The sequence below is a fragment of the Pseudomonas sp. NY15364 genome, assembly GCF_048068235.1.
Classification (GTDB): Bacteria; Pseudomonadota; Gammaproteobacteria; order Pseudomonadales; family Pseudomonadaceae; genus Aquipseudomonas; species Aquipseudomonas mendocina_D.
The window spans coordinates 70376-85985 of sequence record NZ_JBLUPX010000008.1 but is presented as its reverse complement, the minus strand read 5'-3'; the positions used below and the strand labels follow the sequence as shown (position 1 = coordinate 85985).

Below are 15610 nucleotides of genomic sequence, written 5' to 3'. Positions count from 1 at the left end.
AGAGAAACCAATATTACTGATCGCTCATTAGGAAAATCGATTGTTCGACTACAAACTGCTGGCTGCCCTGGCGGCGGTGGTGGAGCAGGCCGGTTTCGAGCGCGCTGCGCAGGTGCTGGGGCTGTCGCAGTCTGCCGTTTCGCAGCGCATCAAGTTGCTCGAGGCGCGCGTCGGCCAGCCGGTGCTGGTGCGTGCTGCTCCACCAGCACCCACCGACATTGGTCGACGCCTGCTCAACCACGTGCAGCAGGTGCGCCTGCTCGAACGCGACCTGCAGGGCCAGGTGCCGGGGCTGGATGAACAGGCCTTGCCCGAGCGTCTGCGCATCGCCATCAACGCCGATAGCCTGGCTACCTGGTGGGCGGCGGCAACGGCCGAGTTCTGCGCCGCCCAGCATGTGTTGATGGAGCTGGTAGTTGAGGACCAGGAAGTGGGCCTCAAGCGCATGCGTGCGGGTGAGGTGGCCGGCTGCGTGTGTGCTGCCGAGCGTCCGGTGGCGGGCGCGCGCAGCCTGGCGCTGGGGGCGATGCGTTATCGCGCGCTGGCCAGCCCGGCCTTTGTCTCCCGGCACTTTTCCACTGGCGTTACTGCCGAGTCGCTGGCGCGTGCCCCAGCTATCGTCTACGGCCCTGATGATCAACTGCAGCACCGCTACCTCGCAGGGCTGGGGGTGACCGGAGCCTTTGCCTATCACCTGTGCCCGTCGTCGGAAGGCTTCGTGCGCCTGGCCGAAGGCGGCCTGGGCTGGGGGCTGGTGCCGGAGTTGCAGGTGCGTGAGGCATTGGTCGGTGGCCGGCTGGTGGATCTGGTGCCGGAGCGCTTCATCGATGTGCCGCTGTACTGGCACCACTGGCGCAACGGCGGTGAACTGCTCGGCGAGCTGACCGAGCAACTGCGCCGCCACTCGGCGTCGGTGCTGGTGTCGCTGCACTCATAGGCGGCCTGCAGAGTCGTAGTTCTGGCCGCCGCCGACAGCGCAGGGCGAACCGAGCGCTGCTAGAGTGCGGCCATTACAAGAATCAGTGTTTGGGGGATGCGATGAAGATTCTGGTCACCGGCGCGAGTGGTTTCATCGGTGGGCGCTTCGCACGTTTCGCGCTCGAACAGGGCCTGGCGGTGCGGGTCAACGGCCGCCGTGCCGAAGGCGTGCAGCACCTGATCAAGCGCGGTGCCGAGTTCGTCCAGGGCGATCTGGGCGATGCCGAGCTGGCCCAGGCGCTGTGCCAGGATGTCGAGGCCGTGGTGCACTGTGCCGGCGCCGTGGGGGTTTGGGGCGACTACGGACATTTCCATCAGGCCAATGTGACGGTCACCGAGAACATCGTCGACGCCTGCCTCAAGCAGAAAGTGCAGCGCCTGGTGCACCTGTCTTCACCCTCGATCTACTTCGATGGGAAATCCCATGTTGATATCCGTGAGGAACAGGTGCCCAAGCGTTTTTCCGATCACTACGGCAAAACCAAGTACCTGGCCGAGCAGCAGGTGTTCGCCGCGCAAGAGTTCGGCCTGGAGGTGGTCGCCCTGCGCCCGCGTTTCGTTACCGGGGCGGGCGATACCAGCATCTTCCCGCGCTTGATCGGCATGCAACGCAAGGGTCGTCTGGCGATCATCGGCAATGGTCTGAACAAGGTCGACTTCACCAACGTGCACAACCTCAACGATGCTTTGCTCAGCTCGTTGCAAGTGGGCGGAGCGGCGCTTGGTCAGGTGTACAACATCAGCAATGGCGCGCCGGTGCCGTTGTGGGATGTGGTCAACTACGTGTTGCGTCGCCTGGAGCTACCACCGGTAACCCGGCATGTGCCGTTTCCGCTGGCCTATGCTGCGGCGACGCTCAACGAGGGCGTGTGTCGCCTGTTGCCCGGTCGTCCCGAACCGAGCCTGTTCCGCCTGGGCGTGGCGGTGATGGCCAGGGATTTTTCCCTGAACATCGATCGCGCCCGTGAGTACCTCGGCTATGAGCCCAGGGCCAGCCTGTGGGATGCACTGGATGAGTTCTGCACCTGGTGGCAGGCGCAGATGGGGCATCAGGCGTAGATGCGCTGGCCGCGATAGATGCGCACCGAGCCGGTGGTGCTGCCGACCGGCAACTCGACTGCAGCCACGGGTGAAGCGATGCGCTGAGGTTGATCGGACAACTCTGCCAGGCGCCTGCCCAGGCTACGGGTTTCTTCATCATCGGACTTGAGGCTACCATCGAGCATGGCACCGATGGCGTTGGGCTGGCTGAGGCGAATGTCCACCGCCTGCTCTTCGCGTAGGCGACGACGCAGCGCTTTCATGCAGTCCAGTACTTCTTTGTTCAGTTCCATCGCGACTTCCCCCGGTTGGTTGAAGGGGCACGGGTTGTGGCGTTCCTCGCCCGCCGTGTCCTGGCCAGCCACTTCCCGGTGGCTGTCACACGTATTTTCGTACTGAGTGCATTGCAGAACTTTCAGGCCTCCTGCTGGCGCGTGAGCGACGCGCTATCGGCGCATTCACGACAGGATCAAAAGCAAAGTGCGTACCAGTTCAAGTTTTGCGGAACTGCCGGGCTGCAGGCGAGTCGATGACCCTGTCGCGCCCTTCGTCGGTGCGCCGCGCACCTGCTTGGCGCGACGCTGATGGCATAGTGGCGAATCGGTATACTGCGCGGCATTTCCGTTTCTACGTTCCAACCATAGGTCCGACCATGCGCAACGACGCCAACGACGAGCTCGACAACCTGCCCAGCCTGACCCCGGAACGCCGCGAGGATTTCGCCGAGCCGCGTGAGGAACCGGCCCCGCGCAGCAGCCGCGTGACCAGCAGCAAGGCGCCAGTGGTCAAGGGCGCCAGCACCGGGCCGCTGTGGGCATTGGTCGGTGCACTGAGCTTTGCCCTGGCTGGCCTGGGCTGGTGGAGCCTGCAACAGATCGGCCTGATGGAGCAGCGCCTGGTGGCGACCCAGGAAAGCTTCGCGCGCATCAGCGAAGAGGCCGCCGGACGCATTCAGGATATTTCCGGCAAAGTGGTAGCGACCGAATCCAGCGTCACTAGCGGTAGCGAGGCGCTCAAGCTGCAGGTCAAGCAGCTGGAAACGCGTCTGGCCGAGCTGAGCAAGCAGCAACAGCAGAGCGCCACCGCGCAGGCCGCGCTGGACAAGCGCGTCGAGCAACTTGGCAGCGAACTGAAGGGTGGCATTGGTGCCAGCGCCGATTTCGACAAGCGCCTGCAGGCGCTCTCCGCCGAGCAGGCGGCGCTGAAGGCCGCGCAGGGTGATGCCAAGGCGACCCAGGCCGAGCTGGCCAAGCTCGATACCCGGATCAAGGCGCTTGGTGGCGATATCGATGCGCTGAAGAAGCAGGGCAACCCGGCCCAGGCCATCCGCAACCTGGAGCAGGATCTGTTGGTACTGCGCAGTGAGCTGGACAATCGCCCGGCCGCCAGCGCGGGTCCCAACACCGCCGAGTTCGATGCCTTCCGCGCGCAGATGACGCGCAACATCAACACCCTGCAGAGCCAGGTGGTGAATCTGCAGCAGCAGCTCAATCAGCGCTAAGGCAATTCGCTAAATGAACAAGCCCCGCAATGCGGGGCTTGTTCATTTATTGGTCGCGGCTAAAGCCCCTCCCACGGGATATCGCTTGCGGGAGGTGCTTAAGCTGCGATCTTACAGACGCGGATAGTCGATATAGCCGACCGGGCCCGAGCCGTAGAAGGTTTCCGGATGCGGCTCGTTCAGCGCTGCGTCCTGTGCCAGGCGCTCCGGCAGGTCCGGGTTAGCGATGAAGGGGATACCGAACGCCACGGCGTCGGCCTTGCCTTCAGCCAGCCAGGCGTTGGCCTGATCCTTGGTGAAGCGCTCGTTGGCGATGAACACACCACCGAATTCCTTCTTCAGTTGCGGTGTCAGGCTGTCGTCACCTGCCTTCTCGCGGGCGCAGATGAAGGCGATGCCGCGTTTGCCCAGTTCACGGGCCACGTAGCCGAAGGTTTCGGCGCGGTTGGCGTCGCCCATGTCGTGCGAGTCGGCGCGCGGCGCCAGGTGCACGCCGACGCGGCCGGCGCCCCACACGGAAATGGCGGCATCCGTCACTTCCAGCAGCAGGCGCGCACGGTTCTCGAGGCTGCCGCCGTAGCGGTCGGTGCGCTGGTTGGTGCTGCTCTGCAGGAACTGGTCGAGCAGGTAGCCATTGGCGCCGTGGATTTCCACGCCGTCGAAACCGGCGGCCATGGCGTTTTCGGCGCCCTGACGATACGCCTCGACGATGTCGGCGATCTCTTCGGTTTCCAGGGCGCGCGGGGTGACATAGTCCTTGATCGGACGCACCAGGCTGACATGGCCGGCTGGCTTGATCGCGCTGGGAGCGACCGGCAGTTCGCCGTTCAGGTAGATCGGGTCGGAGATACGGCCGACGTGCCACAGCTGCAGAACGATCTTGCCGCCGTTGGCGTGCACTGCGTGGGTGATATTGCTCCAGCCACGGACCTGCTCGTCGGACCAGATTCCGGGCGTGTTCGGATAGCCCACGCCCATTGGCGTGACGGCGGTGGCCTCGCTGATGATCAGGCCAGCCGATGCGCGCTGGGTGTAGTACTCGGCCATCAGCGCGTTGGGTACGCGGCCTTCGTCGGCGCGGCAGCGAGTGAGCGGCGCCATGATGATGCGGTTGTTCAGGTGCAGATCACCGATCTGGATGGGGTCGAACAGTGTGGGCATGTGATTTCTCCGAAGGAAAGGTCAAATCAGAGTTGCTGGCCTAGGCGCTCGACGAAGGCCTGGATCAGCTCGTCGTTACGCTTGAAGAAGTGCCACTGACCGACTTTGCGACTGGTCACCAGGCCGGCGCGCTGCAGGGTGGTCAGATGGGCGGAAACGGTGGATTGCGAAAGCCCGGTGCGCAGGAAGATCTTGCCCGCGCACACGCCGATTTCCAGCGGATGATCCTGTTCGGCGAAGTGGCGCTCAGGCTCCTTCAGCCAGTCGAGGATGTCGCGGCGTACCGGGTGGGCAAGGGCCTTGATGATGGCGTCGAGGTCGATATCCATGATGTGTGGGCCGTGTTTCGTCATGTGGCGAACCTTATATCGTCTCTGAGCGATATACAGATTGATTGTTCCGATAGTCTCCATCAACCGCTTCGATTGTCCCGCCGACGGCGTTAAGCTCCGGGGATGAACTACCTCGCCCATCTGCATCTCGGCGGTGACGCGCCGTCACAGCTACTCGGCAGCCTTTATGGCGATTTCGTCAAAGGCCCGCTCAACGGGCGTTGGCCGGCGCAGATCGAGGCGGCCATTCGCCTGCACCGGCGTATCGACGCCTTCACCGACAGCCACCCACTGCAAGCCCGCGCACGTGCGCGCTTTCCCGTCGAGCGGCGAAGAACGGCCGGCATGCTGCTGGACCTGTTCTTCGATCATTGCCTGGCTCGTGACTGGCCGATGTGCGCGACGCCGCCGCTGGATCACTTCACCGGTCGGGTATACCGGGTACTGGCTGCCGAGCCTGATCTGCCGGGGCGTCTGGCGCTGATGGCACCGCGCATGGCGGCGCAGGATTGGTTGGGCAGCTACCGCGAGTTCGCGGTGCTGGAACAGGTGATCGCCGGCAGGCAGCGACGCCTGTCCAAACCGCAGTTGCTCGATGGCAGCCTGGCCGAGCTGGAGCAGTTGTACGAGCCGCTCAGTGAGGACTTCAGTGCCCTCTACCCCGAACTGATGGCCTTCGCCGAGGCCGAACTGAACGCATCGAGGTAGCGGCGGTGCGCGCAGCGCACCCTACATGTGAACCGAGTCTGGACCGTAGGGTGCTCCGTGCGCACCAGGGCTTTCGCCGCTGCGACGTTCGCTGCCAAAGCGCCTCCCACCAGGTTTCGCGTCGGGCGCTGTGGGAGGGGCGTCAGCCGCGACGACCATCACTGCAATCTCTCCTTCAGCGGCTCAGGCCGCCTGAGTATGCAGGCCAAAGCGCCGCACCACCCATTTCTCCAGCTCCGCCACGGCGAACAGCGCCAGGCCCGCCAGCAGTACCCGCTGCCATTCCTCCAGGCTCAGGCCTACCGAGCCGAATACCCCCTGCAATGGCGGCGCATAGGTGAACAGCAGCTGCAGCACCAGACAGATGGCGATGGTCACCAGTACCGCGCGGTTGCCCAGCAGGGCGTCGCGGTTGAGCACTGAGCCGAAGATGCTGCGGCTGTTGAACAGGTAAAAGATTTCGCACATCACCACGGCATTCACTGCGATGGTGCGGGCGCTTTCCAGGCTGTTGCCAAGCTTCAGCTCCCAGAGGAACAGGCCGATGCCCGCGCCGGCAATCAGCAGAGAAACCATTACCACGCGCCAGACGAAGAAGCCGGATAGCAGGGGCTCGTTCGGCGCGCGTGGGGCGCGCTGCATCAAACCGCGTTCGCTGGGTTCGAAGGCCAGCGCCAGGCCCAGGGTGCTTGAGGTGACCATGTTGATCCACAGCACCTGCGCTGGCGTCAGTGGCAGCACCACCTGGAACAGAATGGCGAAGATCACGATCAGCGACTGGCCGCCATTGGTCGGTAGAGAAAACAGGATGAATTTCTTCAGGTTGTCGTAGATCGCCCGGCCTTCGCGCACGGCCCCGGCGATGGTGGCGAAGTTGTCGTCGGCCAGCACTACTTCGGCTGCTTCCTTGGCCGCTTCGGTGCCCTTGTTGCCCATCGCCACGCCGACGTCGGCGCGCTTCAGGGCCGGTGCGTCGTTGACGCCGTCGCCGGTCATGGCCACGACCTCGCCGCTGTCCTGCATGGCCTGCACCAGGCGCAGTTTGTGCTCGGGGCTGGCGCGGGCGAATACCTCGACGCCGGGCAGCACCTCGCGCAGGCGGCGGTCATCGAGTAGTTCCAGCTCGGCGCCGGTCATCGCCGGTAGGCCGACGCCGATACCTAGTTGTGCACCGATGGCGCGGGCCGTCTCGGCATGGTCGCCAGTGATCATCTTTACCCGGATGCCGGCTCGCTGGCATTCGGCGACAGCGGCGATGGCCTCCTCGCGTGGCGGGTCGATGATGCCGACCAGCGCGAGCAGAGTCAGCCCATCTTCTACGTCGTCGAAGCTCAGATTGCGTTGCTCCGCCGGTGCCGGTTTACAGGCCAGGGCCAGCAGGCGCAGGCCACGGGCAGCCAGGTCGGTGGCCTGGCGGCGCCAGTAGTCGACGTCCAGGGGCGCATTGCCGCCATCGGCGCTGCGCTGGCTGGCGCACATCTCCAGCACGCGCTCGGGGGCGCCCTTGAGGTAGACCAGGCCATGGCCGGTGTGGTCGTGGTGCAGAGTGGCCATGAAGCGGTGTTCGGACTCGAACGGGATCGCATCGCTGCGCGGCAGTTGCGCGTGCAGGGTCTGACCATCCACACCGCTTTTCAGCGCCAGGGTCAGCAGTGCGCCTTCGGTCGGGTCGCCATGCAGTTGCCAGTGGCCGGCGGCGTCCTGTTGCAGGCGGGCGTCGTTGCACAACTGCGCGGCGCGGGCGACTTCCAGTAGGGCGGCGTCAGGCTCACGCAGCGCACCATCCTGATGAAAGGCGCCTTCCGGGGCATAGCCCACACCCGAGACATCGAGGATGCGGCTGGCGCTGACCACGCGTTGCACGGTCATTTCGTTGCGGGTCAGGGTGCCGGTCTTGTCCGAGCAGATCACCGTCACCGAGCCCAGGGTTTCCACCGCCGGCAGGCGGCGGACGATGGCATTGTGGCCGGCCATGCGCTGCACGCCGAGGGCGAGGATCACCGTCATGATCGCCGGCAGACCTTCGGGGATGGCCGAGGCGGTCAGTGCCACCACCATCATGAACATCTCGCCGGGGTTCTGGCCGTGCCAGAGGATGCCGAGGATGAAGGTGGCCAAGGCCAGGATCAGAATGATCACCGCCAGCCAGCGGCTGAACTGTTCGATCTGTCGTAGCAGCGGCGTGGACAACGCCTGCACCTGCTGCAGCATGGCGCCGATACGGCCGAGTTCAGTGTTGGCACCGGTCGCCACCACCACGCCGCTGGCCTGGCCGCTGCTGACCAGGGTGCCGGAATAAGCCATGCAGCGGCGGTCGCCGAGCGCTGCGTCGGCGTTGCAGTGCGCCACGGATTTTTCCACCGGCACCGATTCGCCGGTCAGCGCCGCTTCTTCCACCAGCAGGTTCTTCACGCTGATCAGGCGCAGATCGGCCGGCACCTTGTCGCCGGATACCAGCAACACGATGTCGCCGGGCACCAGGCGCTCGGCATCGATTTCATGGCGCTCACCGCCACGCAGCACCATGGCGTGGGGCGAGAGCATGCTGCGGATCGCGTCCAGCGCGTTCTCTGCCTTGCCTTCCTGGATGAAGCCGATGATCACGTTGATCAGCACCGCGGCGAGGATCACCGAGGTGTCGACCCAATGGCCGAGCAGCGCGGTGATGATGGCGGCCACCAGCATCAGATAGAGCAGCACGTTGTGGAACTGGTAGAGCAGGCGCAGTAGCGGCCCACGGCGTTGCGGCGGCGGCAGGCGGTTGGCTCCGTAGCGCTGCAGGCGCTGCTCGGCTTCCTCCTGGCTGAGGCCGCTGGCACTGCTGCGCTGCTCGTCGAGCGCTTGTTGTGCAGTCAAACCGTGCCAGGTGTGGTCACTATGTTGTGAGGGGGCATTGCCCATGGGGCGCGTCTCCTTGGCTGGGCCGGCTGCGCCTGTCGATCGCTGACGGCCGGCGCACCCCGCAGTCCTTACTAACCTAGACCGCTTTAGCGCGTCGGACCTGACCTGCATCAAGGAGTACGAGGTCGCGAGGCGCTTGAATGTAACGCGGTGTTAAACCCATGGAGGAACACGAGATGATCAAGATTCTGGTAGCGACCGATCTGTCCGAACGTTCGGCGCACGCGGTACAGCGCGCAGTGCAATTGATCCGCCGCCAAGGTGGTGGCGAGTGGGCCCTGCTGCACGTGATCGATGACGATGCGCCGGCTGCGCACGTGCAACGTCAGGTGCAACAGGCCGAAATCCTGTTGCAGGCGCAGGCCGAACGCCTCGGCGAGCAGGCGGGCAGTGTGCCGCGGGTGATCGTGGGCACTGGCGAGGCCGCCTCGGTCATTGTCGAAGGCGCGCAGGGCATGGGCGCCGACCTGCTGGTGGTGGGCGCGCATCGCAAGTCGGCACTGCGTGACTTCTTCGTCGGCACCACGCTCGAGCGGGTGGTACGCAGCAGTCATCTGCCGGTGCTGCGGGTCAATGGTCCGGTGACCCATGAATACCGTCATGCGTTGCTGGCGATGGACCTCTCGCGCACCTCGCAGCAAGCCCTGAACCGGGTGCGTGAGCTGGGTCTGGCGAGTCTGGACGATCTGCACGTGGCCAGCGCGGTCGAGCCGGTTGTGGCGGGCGCGATGATGGAGGCGGGTATCAGCGCCGAGGTGCTGGAGAATCAGCGCGAGCTGCAGCGTCAGCAACTGTTGGAGCGCCTGAGTGCAGTCGGCGTGAGCCTGAGTCACGAGCGCCTGCTGGTGCAGATCGGCTCGCCAGAAGGGGTGATCGGCGAGGCCTTGCGTCAGTCTGGTGCTGACCTGCTGGTGCTCGGCACCCATGCCCGCGAAGGGGCGTCGCGTTTCTTCCTGGGCAGCGTTGCCAGTCGCTTGCTGGCCTCGCTCGACAGCGACGCCTTGATCGTACCGCCGGCTGGCTGAGGCTAGGGTTTGTACGAAAAGTCGCCGAGCGAAGGTCAGGCGATACCGATGGCGGCCCCACAAAAACGGTGAGGAACGGACTGGGCTCGCATTCGAGTTTACGAGCTGTAAATGAGCATTCGACCGGGCTGGCGTTCCAGCCCGTTTTTAACGAAGCATCACCGAGCGCAGGCACTTTTCATACAGAGCCTAGGCCGCTGCGGCCGGTTGCGCCTCGGCTGCATCCAGCTGCAGCGCGCTGGCGATCATCGCCTGGCTGTGCCGGGCCAGTTCGTTGCGGCTGCGTGATTCGCTGGGGATCGGTGCGAGCAGGCGGATCTCGACCTCACAGGCCGAGCTTGAGAGCAGGCGCAGCAGATGCGAGAGCATGTCGTCGTCGCCCACGAACGGCGCTACGGGGCAGGGTTGGCCATCGCGCAAGTAACGGATGGCCACCGGTTGCAGCGCCACGCCGCTGTCGATGGCGCTGCTCAGCAGACGACCGTGAAAGGTGCGCAGGACCAGGCCGTCAGTGGTGGTGCCTTCGGGAAAGATCAGCAGGTGATGGCCCTGTTGCAGGTGGCGGGTAAGCTGTTGGCTCACCTGGCTACTGTCGCCTGCACCGCGGCGGATGAACAGCGTGCCACCCTTGTGCGCCAGCCAGCCGGCCAGCGGCCAGCCGCGTACTTCCGCCTTGGACAGAAAGGACAGCGGCTGCAGGGCGCCCAGCAGCGGAATGTCGGTCCACGACACGTGGTTGGCGACCCACAGCATCGGTTGCGTGGGCAGCTCGCCCTCCACTCGTACGCGAAACGGCAGGACGCCGCCTAGGCGTGCTAGGAACCAGCGGGTCAGACGTTGGCGCAGCGGCATCAGGTCGTGCCGAACTACACGCTCGAACAGGCTGACGATGCCGGCCAGCAGGGCGCCGAAGGCGATTACCAGGGCCAGGTGGGCGAGGCGCAGGGACAGACGCAGTTTGGCCATTGAGGCCTCCGCTTGAGAACGAGTGGCGGCATTATCCATTGATAGAGTCGTTTGGCGATGCTTGGGGGCATGCTGATGTGTAGGAGCGAGCTCTGCTCGCGAATGCTGGACACTCTCGTTCGCGAGCAGAGCTCGCTCCTACAGCCGGGTGTCAGACTGCCGCCTTGAAGTGCCGGGCGTAGCGTGGGCACAGCTCGTCGCGCTTGAGCAGGATGAACACGTCGGCGACCTGGAAATCCTTGTCCCAGCAGGGTTCACCGCAGATCTTCGCGCCTAGGCGCATGTAGGCCTTGAGCAGCGGCGGCATTTCGGCGATGACGTTGCCCGGCAGGTCCAGCTGCGGCAGCGGGTGTTTCGGCTCGGCACGCAGGTGCTCGGTGCACAGGTAGCGTTCACGCAGGCGCTGCATGACTGCATGCGCCTGGATGCCGCCGTCCTGCATGGAGATGCTGGCGCAGCCCATCAGGTAGCGGTAGCCGCCTTCGTTTAGCACCTCGGCCAGCTCGCCCCAGAGCACGGCGATGGTGGCGCCGTTGCGGTAGGCGACATCGACGCAGGTGCGGCCGATTTCCAGCACCGGGCCTTCGAGACCGGCAAGGCCGTGCAGGGCGAATTCTTCTTCGCTGTAGTAGCGGCCAAGGCCGGCAGCCGCCTGGTGGTCGAGCAGGCGGGTAGTGGCCACCAGCTCGCCGCTTTCCAGGTCACGCACGCCGATATGGCGGCAGTGAATGTCGTAGTCGTCCATGTCCAGACCCAGTTCGGCGCCGTTGAGCTTGGCGTCGAATTCCGCGCTGAACACGCGGTAGCGCAAGGCCTGCGCTTCACGCAGGGCGGCGGGGCCTTGCAGGCGTTCGGCCTGCAGTCGGCGAGCGGTTTGAGTCATGCCAGATCCTCCGTGTGCCGGCTGGATGCTTGCAGCCGGTCGATCTTGTTGGGCAAGCTCAGGCTAGGTAGCTGCGGTGTCACCACCGTGAAGCTTTTTTGATGCTTATGTGACGGCAGCTCAGATGCTGCTGCGAGGAGCCGATGCGATGCCTTGGTCGAGCCTGTTTCATCCTATCGAGCGCCTGACTGCCGAGGCGGGGGTGGAGGACTGGTACGCTCGCCTGCTGGCGCGTCTGGGCGGCACGCCACAGCCCTTCGAACTGGCGCTGGTGGGCGGTTTGCAGGCGGCTACGCCTGGGCTGGCCTTTCTCGCTGGCTATCAGGCGGCGCTGCGTGTGCTGTGGCCGGCGGCGCCCTGGACGGCCGGTGCGCTGTGTGTGACGGAGAACCGCAGCACCCGCCCGGCGGACATGAACACGCGTATAGACGGTCTGCACATCGTGGGTCGCAAGGATTTTGTCACCGCCGCCGAATGCGCCGACTGGCTGCTGGTAGCGGCGCGCGAAGAGGGCGAAGGGCAGGCGCCGCGTCTAGCCCTCGGTGTGGTGCGCCAGGGCGCACCCGGCGTGCGCATCGAGCCGCTGCCTGCCTTGCCGCTGATGCCGGATATCGGCCATGCCCGTTTGCATCTGGATCAGGCGCAGGGCGAGCGTTTGGCAGGCGATGGCTGGGACGACTACGTCAAACCCTTTCGTACGCTGGAAGACGCGCACGTCCTCGCGGCAGTGGCGGCCTGGCTGTTCGGTGTCGGGCGCGAAAGCGCCTGGCCCGAATCCCTGCAGTTGCGTTTGCAGGCACTGTTGGCCGGCTGCGCCGAGGTGGCGCGGCAAGCGCCCAATGCTGCCACCACTCATCTGCTGCTCGCCGGCCTGTTCGCCCAACAGCAAGCGCTGGCTGGTGAATTGGATGACGCTTTCGCCACGGGGCCTACGCACTGGGCCGCGCTGTGGCAGCGCGACAAGGGTTTGCTGCGCATTGCAGAGGCGGCGCGCAGCAAACGCTTGGAGAAAGCGCGGCAGATTGTCGCCGGCTCTTGATCCATATCAGTACCCTCTCGGCAGTGTGCGCATAAGGTTGCCTCGCGATTCATCTACGAGGTTTCCATGCGCCGCGAGCCCATCGTGCTGTTCGATAACGGCAGCCACCAATGCCTGATGTTCGATGACCTGGTCAGCGGCGAAGGCGTGCAATCCAACCAGTTCCTGATCACCGACAACGAGCAGTACCTGCTGCTCGATCCAGGCGGCGACCTGACCTACACGCCGCTGTCGCTGGAGCTGTCCAAGCACATTCCGGTGCAGGATCTGACCTACATCTTCGCCTCGCACCAGGACCCGGACATCATTGCCTCGCTGGACAAGTGGCTGCTGCACACCCGCGCGCGGGTGATCTGCTCGAAACTGTGGGCGCGTTTTTTGCCGCATCTGACGGCCAATTACCTGGCGTTGAGCCGTGGCATCAATACCTATGACCGCATCATCGCGCTGCCTGATCGCGGCCAGAGCATCCCGTTGGGCAAATGCATGCTCAAGGCGGTACCGGCGCACTTTCTGCACTCGGTCGGCAACTTCCAGGTCTATGACCCGGTGAGCAAGATTCTGTTCTCCGGTGACATGGGCGCTTCGCTGGTCGATGACGCCTCGCCGGTGCGTGACTTCGTCAATCACGTGCCGAACATGGAAGGTTTCCACCGGCGTTACATGGCTGGTAACAAGGCCTGTCGGCTGTGGGCGGCGATGGTGCGGCAGATGGACGTGGCGATGATCGTGCCGCAGCATGGCCGGCCCTTCGTCGGCCCGGAAATGATCAGCGCCTTCCTCTACTGGATCGAGAACCTCGAATGCGGTCTCGACCTGATGGGGCCTGAGGATTACCAACTGCCCAAATGAAGGCTGGCGATGGCGGTTTCGTCGCTTCAAGCCGTCATCATCGCCGTGCTAGGGTGCGCCACGATTTCTGATCGAGGCCGCCCATGTCCACTTCCTTGCTTCGTCGACTGAGCCTGGCGCTCGGTTTCAGCCTGGCTGCCAGCACCGCTGTGGCGGAAAGCTGGCCGCAACCCGACTGGCAGAGCCAACCCGCACCACCGTCCGCCGCCATCGCCGAGCTTGAGGCCTATGCTTTTGCCCCGCGCGACGATGTCGAACGCAAGGGCGTGCGCACCGATGCGTTGCTGGTGATCCGGGATGGGCAGATCGTCTACGAACGCTACGCCGAGCCGACCACCGCGCAGACGCCGCACCTCTCCTGGTCGATGGCCAAGAGCCTGCTCGCCACCACCCTCGGTGTGGCCTATGGCGAGGGGCGCTTCAAGCTCGATGCACCGGTGGCGCAGTACTACCCGCCGATGGCGGACCACCCACAGATCAAGATCGGTCACCTGCTCAACTGGGCCTCGGGCCTGGCCTGGCAGGAGGACTACGAGTACGCGCCGCTGAAATCCTCGGTGGTGGCCATGCTCTATACCCGTGGCCGCGATGATATGGCCGCGTTCACCGCCGCACATGAGGCCGATGCCGCGCCGGGAACGCGCTTTCGTTATTCCAGCGGCGACAGCAACCTGCTGGCTGCCGCGTTGCGCGGCATGGTCGGCGAGCAGGCTTACGCCGACTATCCCTGGACGGCATTGTTCGAGCCGCTGGGTATCAGCAGCGCGACCTGGGAACGCGATGTCAGCGGTACCTTCATCGCCTCGTCCTACGCTTACATGACCGCGCGCGACCTGGCCCGTGTCGGCCTGCTGATGCAGCGCGGTGGCCGTTGGGGTGAGCGCCAGCTGCTGCCGGCAGCCTGGGTCGATTTTGTCGCCACGCCCTTCGCCGGCTATCAGCCGCAGAGTTTCGCGCCTGGCGACGCGGTGCCGGGCGGGCACTGGTGGCTCAACGCTGAACTGCTGGGTAGCACGCGGCCCTGGCCGGATGCGCCGTCCGATACCATCGCCGCGCTCGGACATTGGGGCCAAGGCCTGTACGTGATGCCGCAGGAGAACCTGGTGGTGGTGCATTACGCCGATGACCGCGATAGCAGCTTCCAGCACAACGAGCTGCTCAAGCGCGTGCGTGCGGCCTTCGCCGTGGAGGTGCAGCCATGATCCGTCGTCACCCGATTCTCAGCGCGCTGGCACTGCTGCTGATACTGCTGCTGGCCTGGGCCTGGCCGAACCGCGCTTACCTGCAAGCGTTTCCGGACATCATCGGCGCCTACACGGCCAAGGAATACTGCTCCTGCCGTTACGTCAGCGGTAACCCGGCGGCCTACTGCGAAGGCTATGTCGTGCAGTACGTGCCGATTAGCAGCCTGCTGGATGACGAAAGCGCCAAGCGTGTGACCGCCAGCGGCCTAGGCCGCACCCACAGCGCAGCCTGGCTGGGTGAGCGGCAGGGCTGCCAGTTGCTGCCGAGCAAGTAGGGCGGGTGAAACCCGCCACCTCGGCAGCGGCGGGTTGCACCCGCCCTACGGTGCTGTGTGCGTCGGGCTTTGCAAGGCCTGCGCTGGCGGCTATCGTTGCCGCCTGGTCATGCCGTTTTCCGAGTCCCCATGCGCCGTTCGCTTCTCGCTCTGCTGCTGGCTGCCGCCTTGCCCGTCCACGCCGACTGGTATCTGGACAACGAGTCCTCGCGGCTGTCGTTCATTTCTACCCACTCCGGCAGCCAGTCGGAGGTGCATCGCTTTCTCACCCTGCATGGGCAGATCGCCGCTGATGGGCGTACGCGCCTGCGGGTGGATCTGGATTCTGTAAGCACCGGTATCGCGCTGCGCGATGAGCGCTTGCGCAGCCTGCTGTTCGATACCTCGCGCCTGCCCGAGGCGCGCATCAGCGCTCAGGTCAACCTGCCACAACTCACCGACCTGGCGCCTGGCGCGCAGCTGGAACTGCGCCTGCCGCTGCAACTGACCCTCAACGAGCACAGCCGCGAGCTGGACAGCGAGCTACTGGTGACTCGCCTGGATGATCGCCGCTTTCAGGTGGTGACCCTGGCTCCGTTGGTGTTGCACGCCGAAGACTTCGCCCTGGCCAGTGGCGTCGAGGCGCTGCGCAAGGTCGCTGACCTGCCGGCCATCAGCCTGTCGGTGCCGGTGGGCGCCGTGCTGATCTTCACGGCGCGTTGAGC

Annotated in this window: 16 protein-coding genes; 10 read left to right on the top strand and 6 right to left on the bottom strand. The window is 65.0% G+C overall.

The genetic code is table 11. The features are described from left to right. Nucleotides 1–40: 40 nt before the first annotated feature. Entirely contained in the window at nucleotides 41–937 is an 897-nt protein-coding gene (locus tag ACNFCJ_RS09280) for a LysR family transcriptional regulator ArgP (RefSeq protein ID WP_115292189.1), read from the top strand. A gap of 101 nt (nucleotides 938–1038) precedes the next feature. Next, entirely contained in the window at nucleotides 1039–2037 is a 999-nt protein-coding gene (locus ACNFCJ_RS09275) for an NAD-dependent epimerase/dehydratase family protein (protein ID WP_143499017.1), read from the top strand. Here the strand turns inward: ACNFCJ_RS09275 and ACNFCJ_RS09270 are convergent. Then, entirely contained in the window at nucleotides 2028–2312 is a 285-nt protein-coding gene (locus ACNFCJ_RS09270; RefSeq protein WP_143499019.1) for a hypothetical protein, read from the bottom strand. The genes ACNFCJ_RS09275 and ACNFCJ_RS09270 overlap by 10 nt on opposite strands. 359 nt (nucleotides 2313–2671) lie before the next feature. Here ACNFCJ_RS09270 and ACNFCJ_RS09265 point away from each other — a divergent pair, with 359 nt between their 5' ends. Continuing rightward, nucleotides 2672–3520 carry an ATPase gene (locus ACNFCJ_RS09265; RefSeq protein WP_115292187.1) on the top strand — a complete coding sequence of 283 codons (849 nt, stop codon included), beginning with the start codon at nucleotides 2672–2674 and terminating at the stop codon, nucleotides 3518–3520. A 111-nt stretch (nucleotides 3521–3631) separates the two neighbouring features. Here ACNFCJ_RS09265 and ACNFCJ_RS09260 read toward each other — a convergent pair whose 3' ends face one another. Further along, nucleotides 3632–4681 (bottom strand): alkene reductase, encoded by a 1050-nt coding sequence (locus tag ACNFCJ_RS09260; RefSeq protein WP_416770944.1) that lies wholly within the window; start codon nucleotides 4679–4681, stop codon nucleotides 3632–3634. A 26-nt stretch (nucleotides 4682–4707) separates the two neighbouring features. Continuing rightward, nucleotides 4708–5010: an ArsR/SmtB family transcription factor gene (locus tag ACNFCJ_RS09255; RefSeq protein ID WP_041769672.1), complete on the bottom strand. Its 303-nt coding sequence runs from the start codon at nucleotides 5008–5010 to the stop codon at nucleotides 4708–4710. A gap of 126 nt (nucleotides 5011–5136) precedes the next feature. Here ACNFCJ_RS09255 and ACNFCJ_RS09250 point away from each other — a divergent pair, with 126 nt between their 5' ends. Next, nucleotides 5137–5721, top strand: coding sequence for an ACP phosphodiesterase (locus tag ACNFCJ_RS09250; RefSeq protein WP_416770943.1), 585 nt, complete (start codon nucleotides 5137–5139; stop codon nucleotides 5719–5721). Nucleotides 5722–5904: 183 nt separating this feature from the next. Here ACNFCJ_RS09250 and ACNFCJ_RS09245 read toward each other — a convergent pair whose 3' ends face one another. Then, a complete protein-coding gene (locus ACNFCJ_RS09245) occupies nucleotides 5905–8622 on the bottom strand; it encodes a cation-transporting P-type ATPase (RefSeq protein ID WP_416770942.1) in 2718 nt (905 codons plus the stop codon). Nucleotides 8623–8798: 176 nt separating this feature from the next. On the opposite strand from ACNFCJ_RS09245, the gene ACNFCJ_RS09240 reads away from it, so the two are divergent. After that, complete coding sequence (locus tag ACNFCJ_RS09240) at nucleotides 8799–9647, top strand: universal stress protein (RefSeq protein ID WP_416770941.1); 849 nt, start codon at nucleotides 8799–8801, stop codon at nucleotides 9645–9647. A 189-nt stretch (nucleotides 9648–9836) separates the two neighbouring features. Here ACNFCJ_RS09240 and ACNFCJ_RS09235 read toward each other — a convergent pair whose 3' ends face one another. Both ACNFCJ_RS09235 and olsB read right to left on the bottom strand, forming a co-directional pair. Further along, on the bottom strand, nucleotides 9837–10613 hold the full coding sequence (locus ACNFCJ_RS09235) for a lysophospholipid acyltransferase family protein (protein WP_416770939.1): 777 nt from the start codon (nucleotides 10611–10613) through the stop codon (nucleotides 9837–9839). Between the two features lie 151 nt (nucleotides 10614–10764). Further along, nucleotides 10765–11496 (bottom strand): L-ornithine N(alpha)-acyltransferase, encoded by a 732-nt coding sequence (olsB, locus tag ACNFCJ_RS09230; RefSeq protein ID WP_099522304.1) that lies wholly within the window; start codon nucleotides 11494–11496, stop codon nucleotides 10765–10767. Nucleotides 11497–11644: 148 nt separating this feature from the next. Between olsB and ACNFCJ_RS09225 the strand changes: the two genes are divergently transcribed. The 5 genes from ACNFCJ_RS09225 to ACNFCJ_RS09205 all read left to right on the top strand — a co-directional run bounded on the left by ACNFCJ_RS09225 (nucleotide 11645) and on the right by ACNFCJ_RS09205 (nucleotide 15608). Continuing rightward, nucleotides 11645–12535, top strand: coding sequence for an acyl-CoA dehydrogenase (locus tag ACNFCJ_RS09225; RefSeq protein ID WP_416770938.1), 891 nt, complete (start codon nucleotides 11645–11647; stop codon nucleotides 12533–12535). Between the two features lie 66 nt (nucleotides 12536–12601). Further along, nucleotides 12602–13387 carry an MBL fold metallo-hydrolase gene (locus ACNFCJ_RS09220; protein WP_416770936.1) on the top strand — a complete coding sequence of 262 codons (786 nt, stop codon included), beginning with the start codon at nucleotides 12602–12604 and terminating at the stop codon, nucleotides 13385–13387. A gap of 83 nt (nucleotides 13388–13470) precedes the next feature. Then, a complete protein-coding gene (locus ACNFCJ_RS09215; RefSeq protein ID WP_416770934.1) occupies nucleotides 13471–14589 on the top strand; it encodes a serine hydrolase domain-containing protein in 1119 nt (372 codons plus the stop codon). Beyond that, nucleotides 14586–14906 (top strand): amidase, encoded by a 321-nt coding sequence (locus ACNFCJ_RS09210; protein WP_416770933.1) that lies wholly within the window; start codon nucleotides 14586–14588, stop codon nucleotides 14904–14906. The genes ACNFCJ_RS09215 and ACNFCJ_RS09210 overlap by 4 nt, the downstream gene beginning before the upstream one ends. Nucleotides 14907–15035: 129 nt before the next feature. Beyond that, entirely contained in the window at nucleotides 15036–15608 is a 573-nt protein-coding gene (locus ACNFCJ_RS09205) for a YceI family protein (RefSeq protein WP_416770932.1), read from the top strand. Nucleotides 15609–15610 lie beyond the last annotated feature (2 nt).

What these genes read in the sequence shown, in the direction of transcription:
- ACNFCJ_RS09275 (WP_143499017.1), top strand. Translation starts at nt 1,039, where the DNA reads ATGAAGATTCTGGTCACCGGCGCGAGTGGTTTCATCGGTGGGCGCTTC.
- ACNFCJ_RS09270 (WP_143499019.1), bottom strand. Translation starts at nt 2,312, where the DNA reads ATGGAACTGAACAAAGAAGTACTGGACTGCATGAAAGCGCTGCGTCGT.
- ACNFCJ_RS09265 (WP_115292187.1), top strand. Translation starts at nt 2,672, where the DNA reads ATGCGCAACGACGCCAACGACGAGCTCGACAACCTGCCCAGCCTGACC.
- ACNFCJ_RS09260 (WP_416770944.1), bottom strand. Translation starts at nt 4,681, where the DNA reads ATGCCCACACTGTTCGACCCCATCCAGATCGGTGATCTGCACCTGAAC.
- ACNFCJ_RS09255 (WP_041769672.1), bottom strand. Translation starts at nt 5,010, where the DNA reads ATGGATATCGACCTCGACGCCATCATCAAGGCCCTTGCCCACCCGGTA.
- ACNFCJ_RS09250 (WP_416770943.1), top strand. Translation starts at nt 5,137, where the DNA reads ATGAACTACCTCGCCCATCTGCATCTCGGCGGTGACGCGCCGTCACAG.
- ACNFCJ_RS09245 (WP_416770942.1), bottom strand. Translation starts at nt 8,622, where the DNA reads ATGGGCAATGCCCCCTCACAACATAGTGACCACACCTGGCACGGTTTG.
- ACNFCJ_RS09240 (WP_416770941.1), top strand. Translation starts at nt 8,799, where the DNA reads ATGATCAAGATTCTGGTAGCGACCGATCTGTCCGAACGTTCGGCGCAC.
- ACNFCJ_RS09235 (WP_416770939.1), bottom strand. Translation starts at nt 10,613, where the DNA reads ATGGCCAAACTGCGTCTGTCCCTGCGCCTCGCCCACCTGGCCCTGGTA.
- olsB (WP_099522304.1), bottom strand. Translation starts at nt 11,496, where the DNA reads ATGACTCAAACCGCTCGCCGACTGCAGGCCGAACGCCTGCAAGGCCCC.
- ACNFCJ_RS09225 (WP_416770938.1), top strand. Translation starts at nt 11,645, where the DNA reads ATGCCTTGGTCGAGCCTGTTTCATCCTATCGAGCGCCTGACTGCCGAG.
- ACNFCJ_RS09220 (WP_416770936.1), top strand. Translation starts at nt 12,602, where the DNA reads ATGCGCCGCGAGCCCATCGTGCTGTTCGATAACGGCAGCCACCAATGC.
- ACNFCJ_RS09215 (WP_416770934.1), top strand. Translation starts at nt 13,471, where the DNA reads ATGTCCACTTCCTTGCTTCGTCGACTGAGCCTGGCGCTCGGTTTCAGC.
- ACNFCJ_RS09210 (WP_416770933.1), top strand. Translation starts at nt 14,586, where the DNA reads ATGATCCGTCGTCACCCGATTCTCAGCGCGCTGGCACTGCTGCTGATA.
- ACNFCJ_RS09205 (WP_416770932.1), top strand. Translation starts at nt 15,036, where the DNA reads ATGCGCCGTTCGCTTCTCGCTCTGCTGCTGGCTGCCGCCTTGCCCGTC.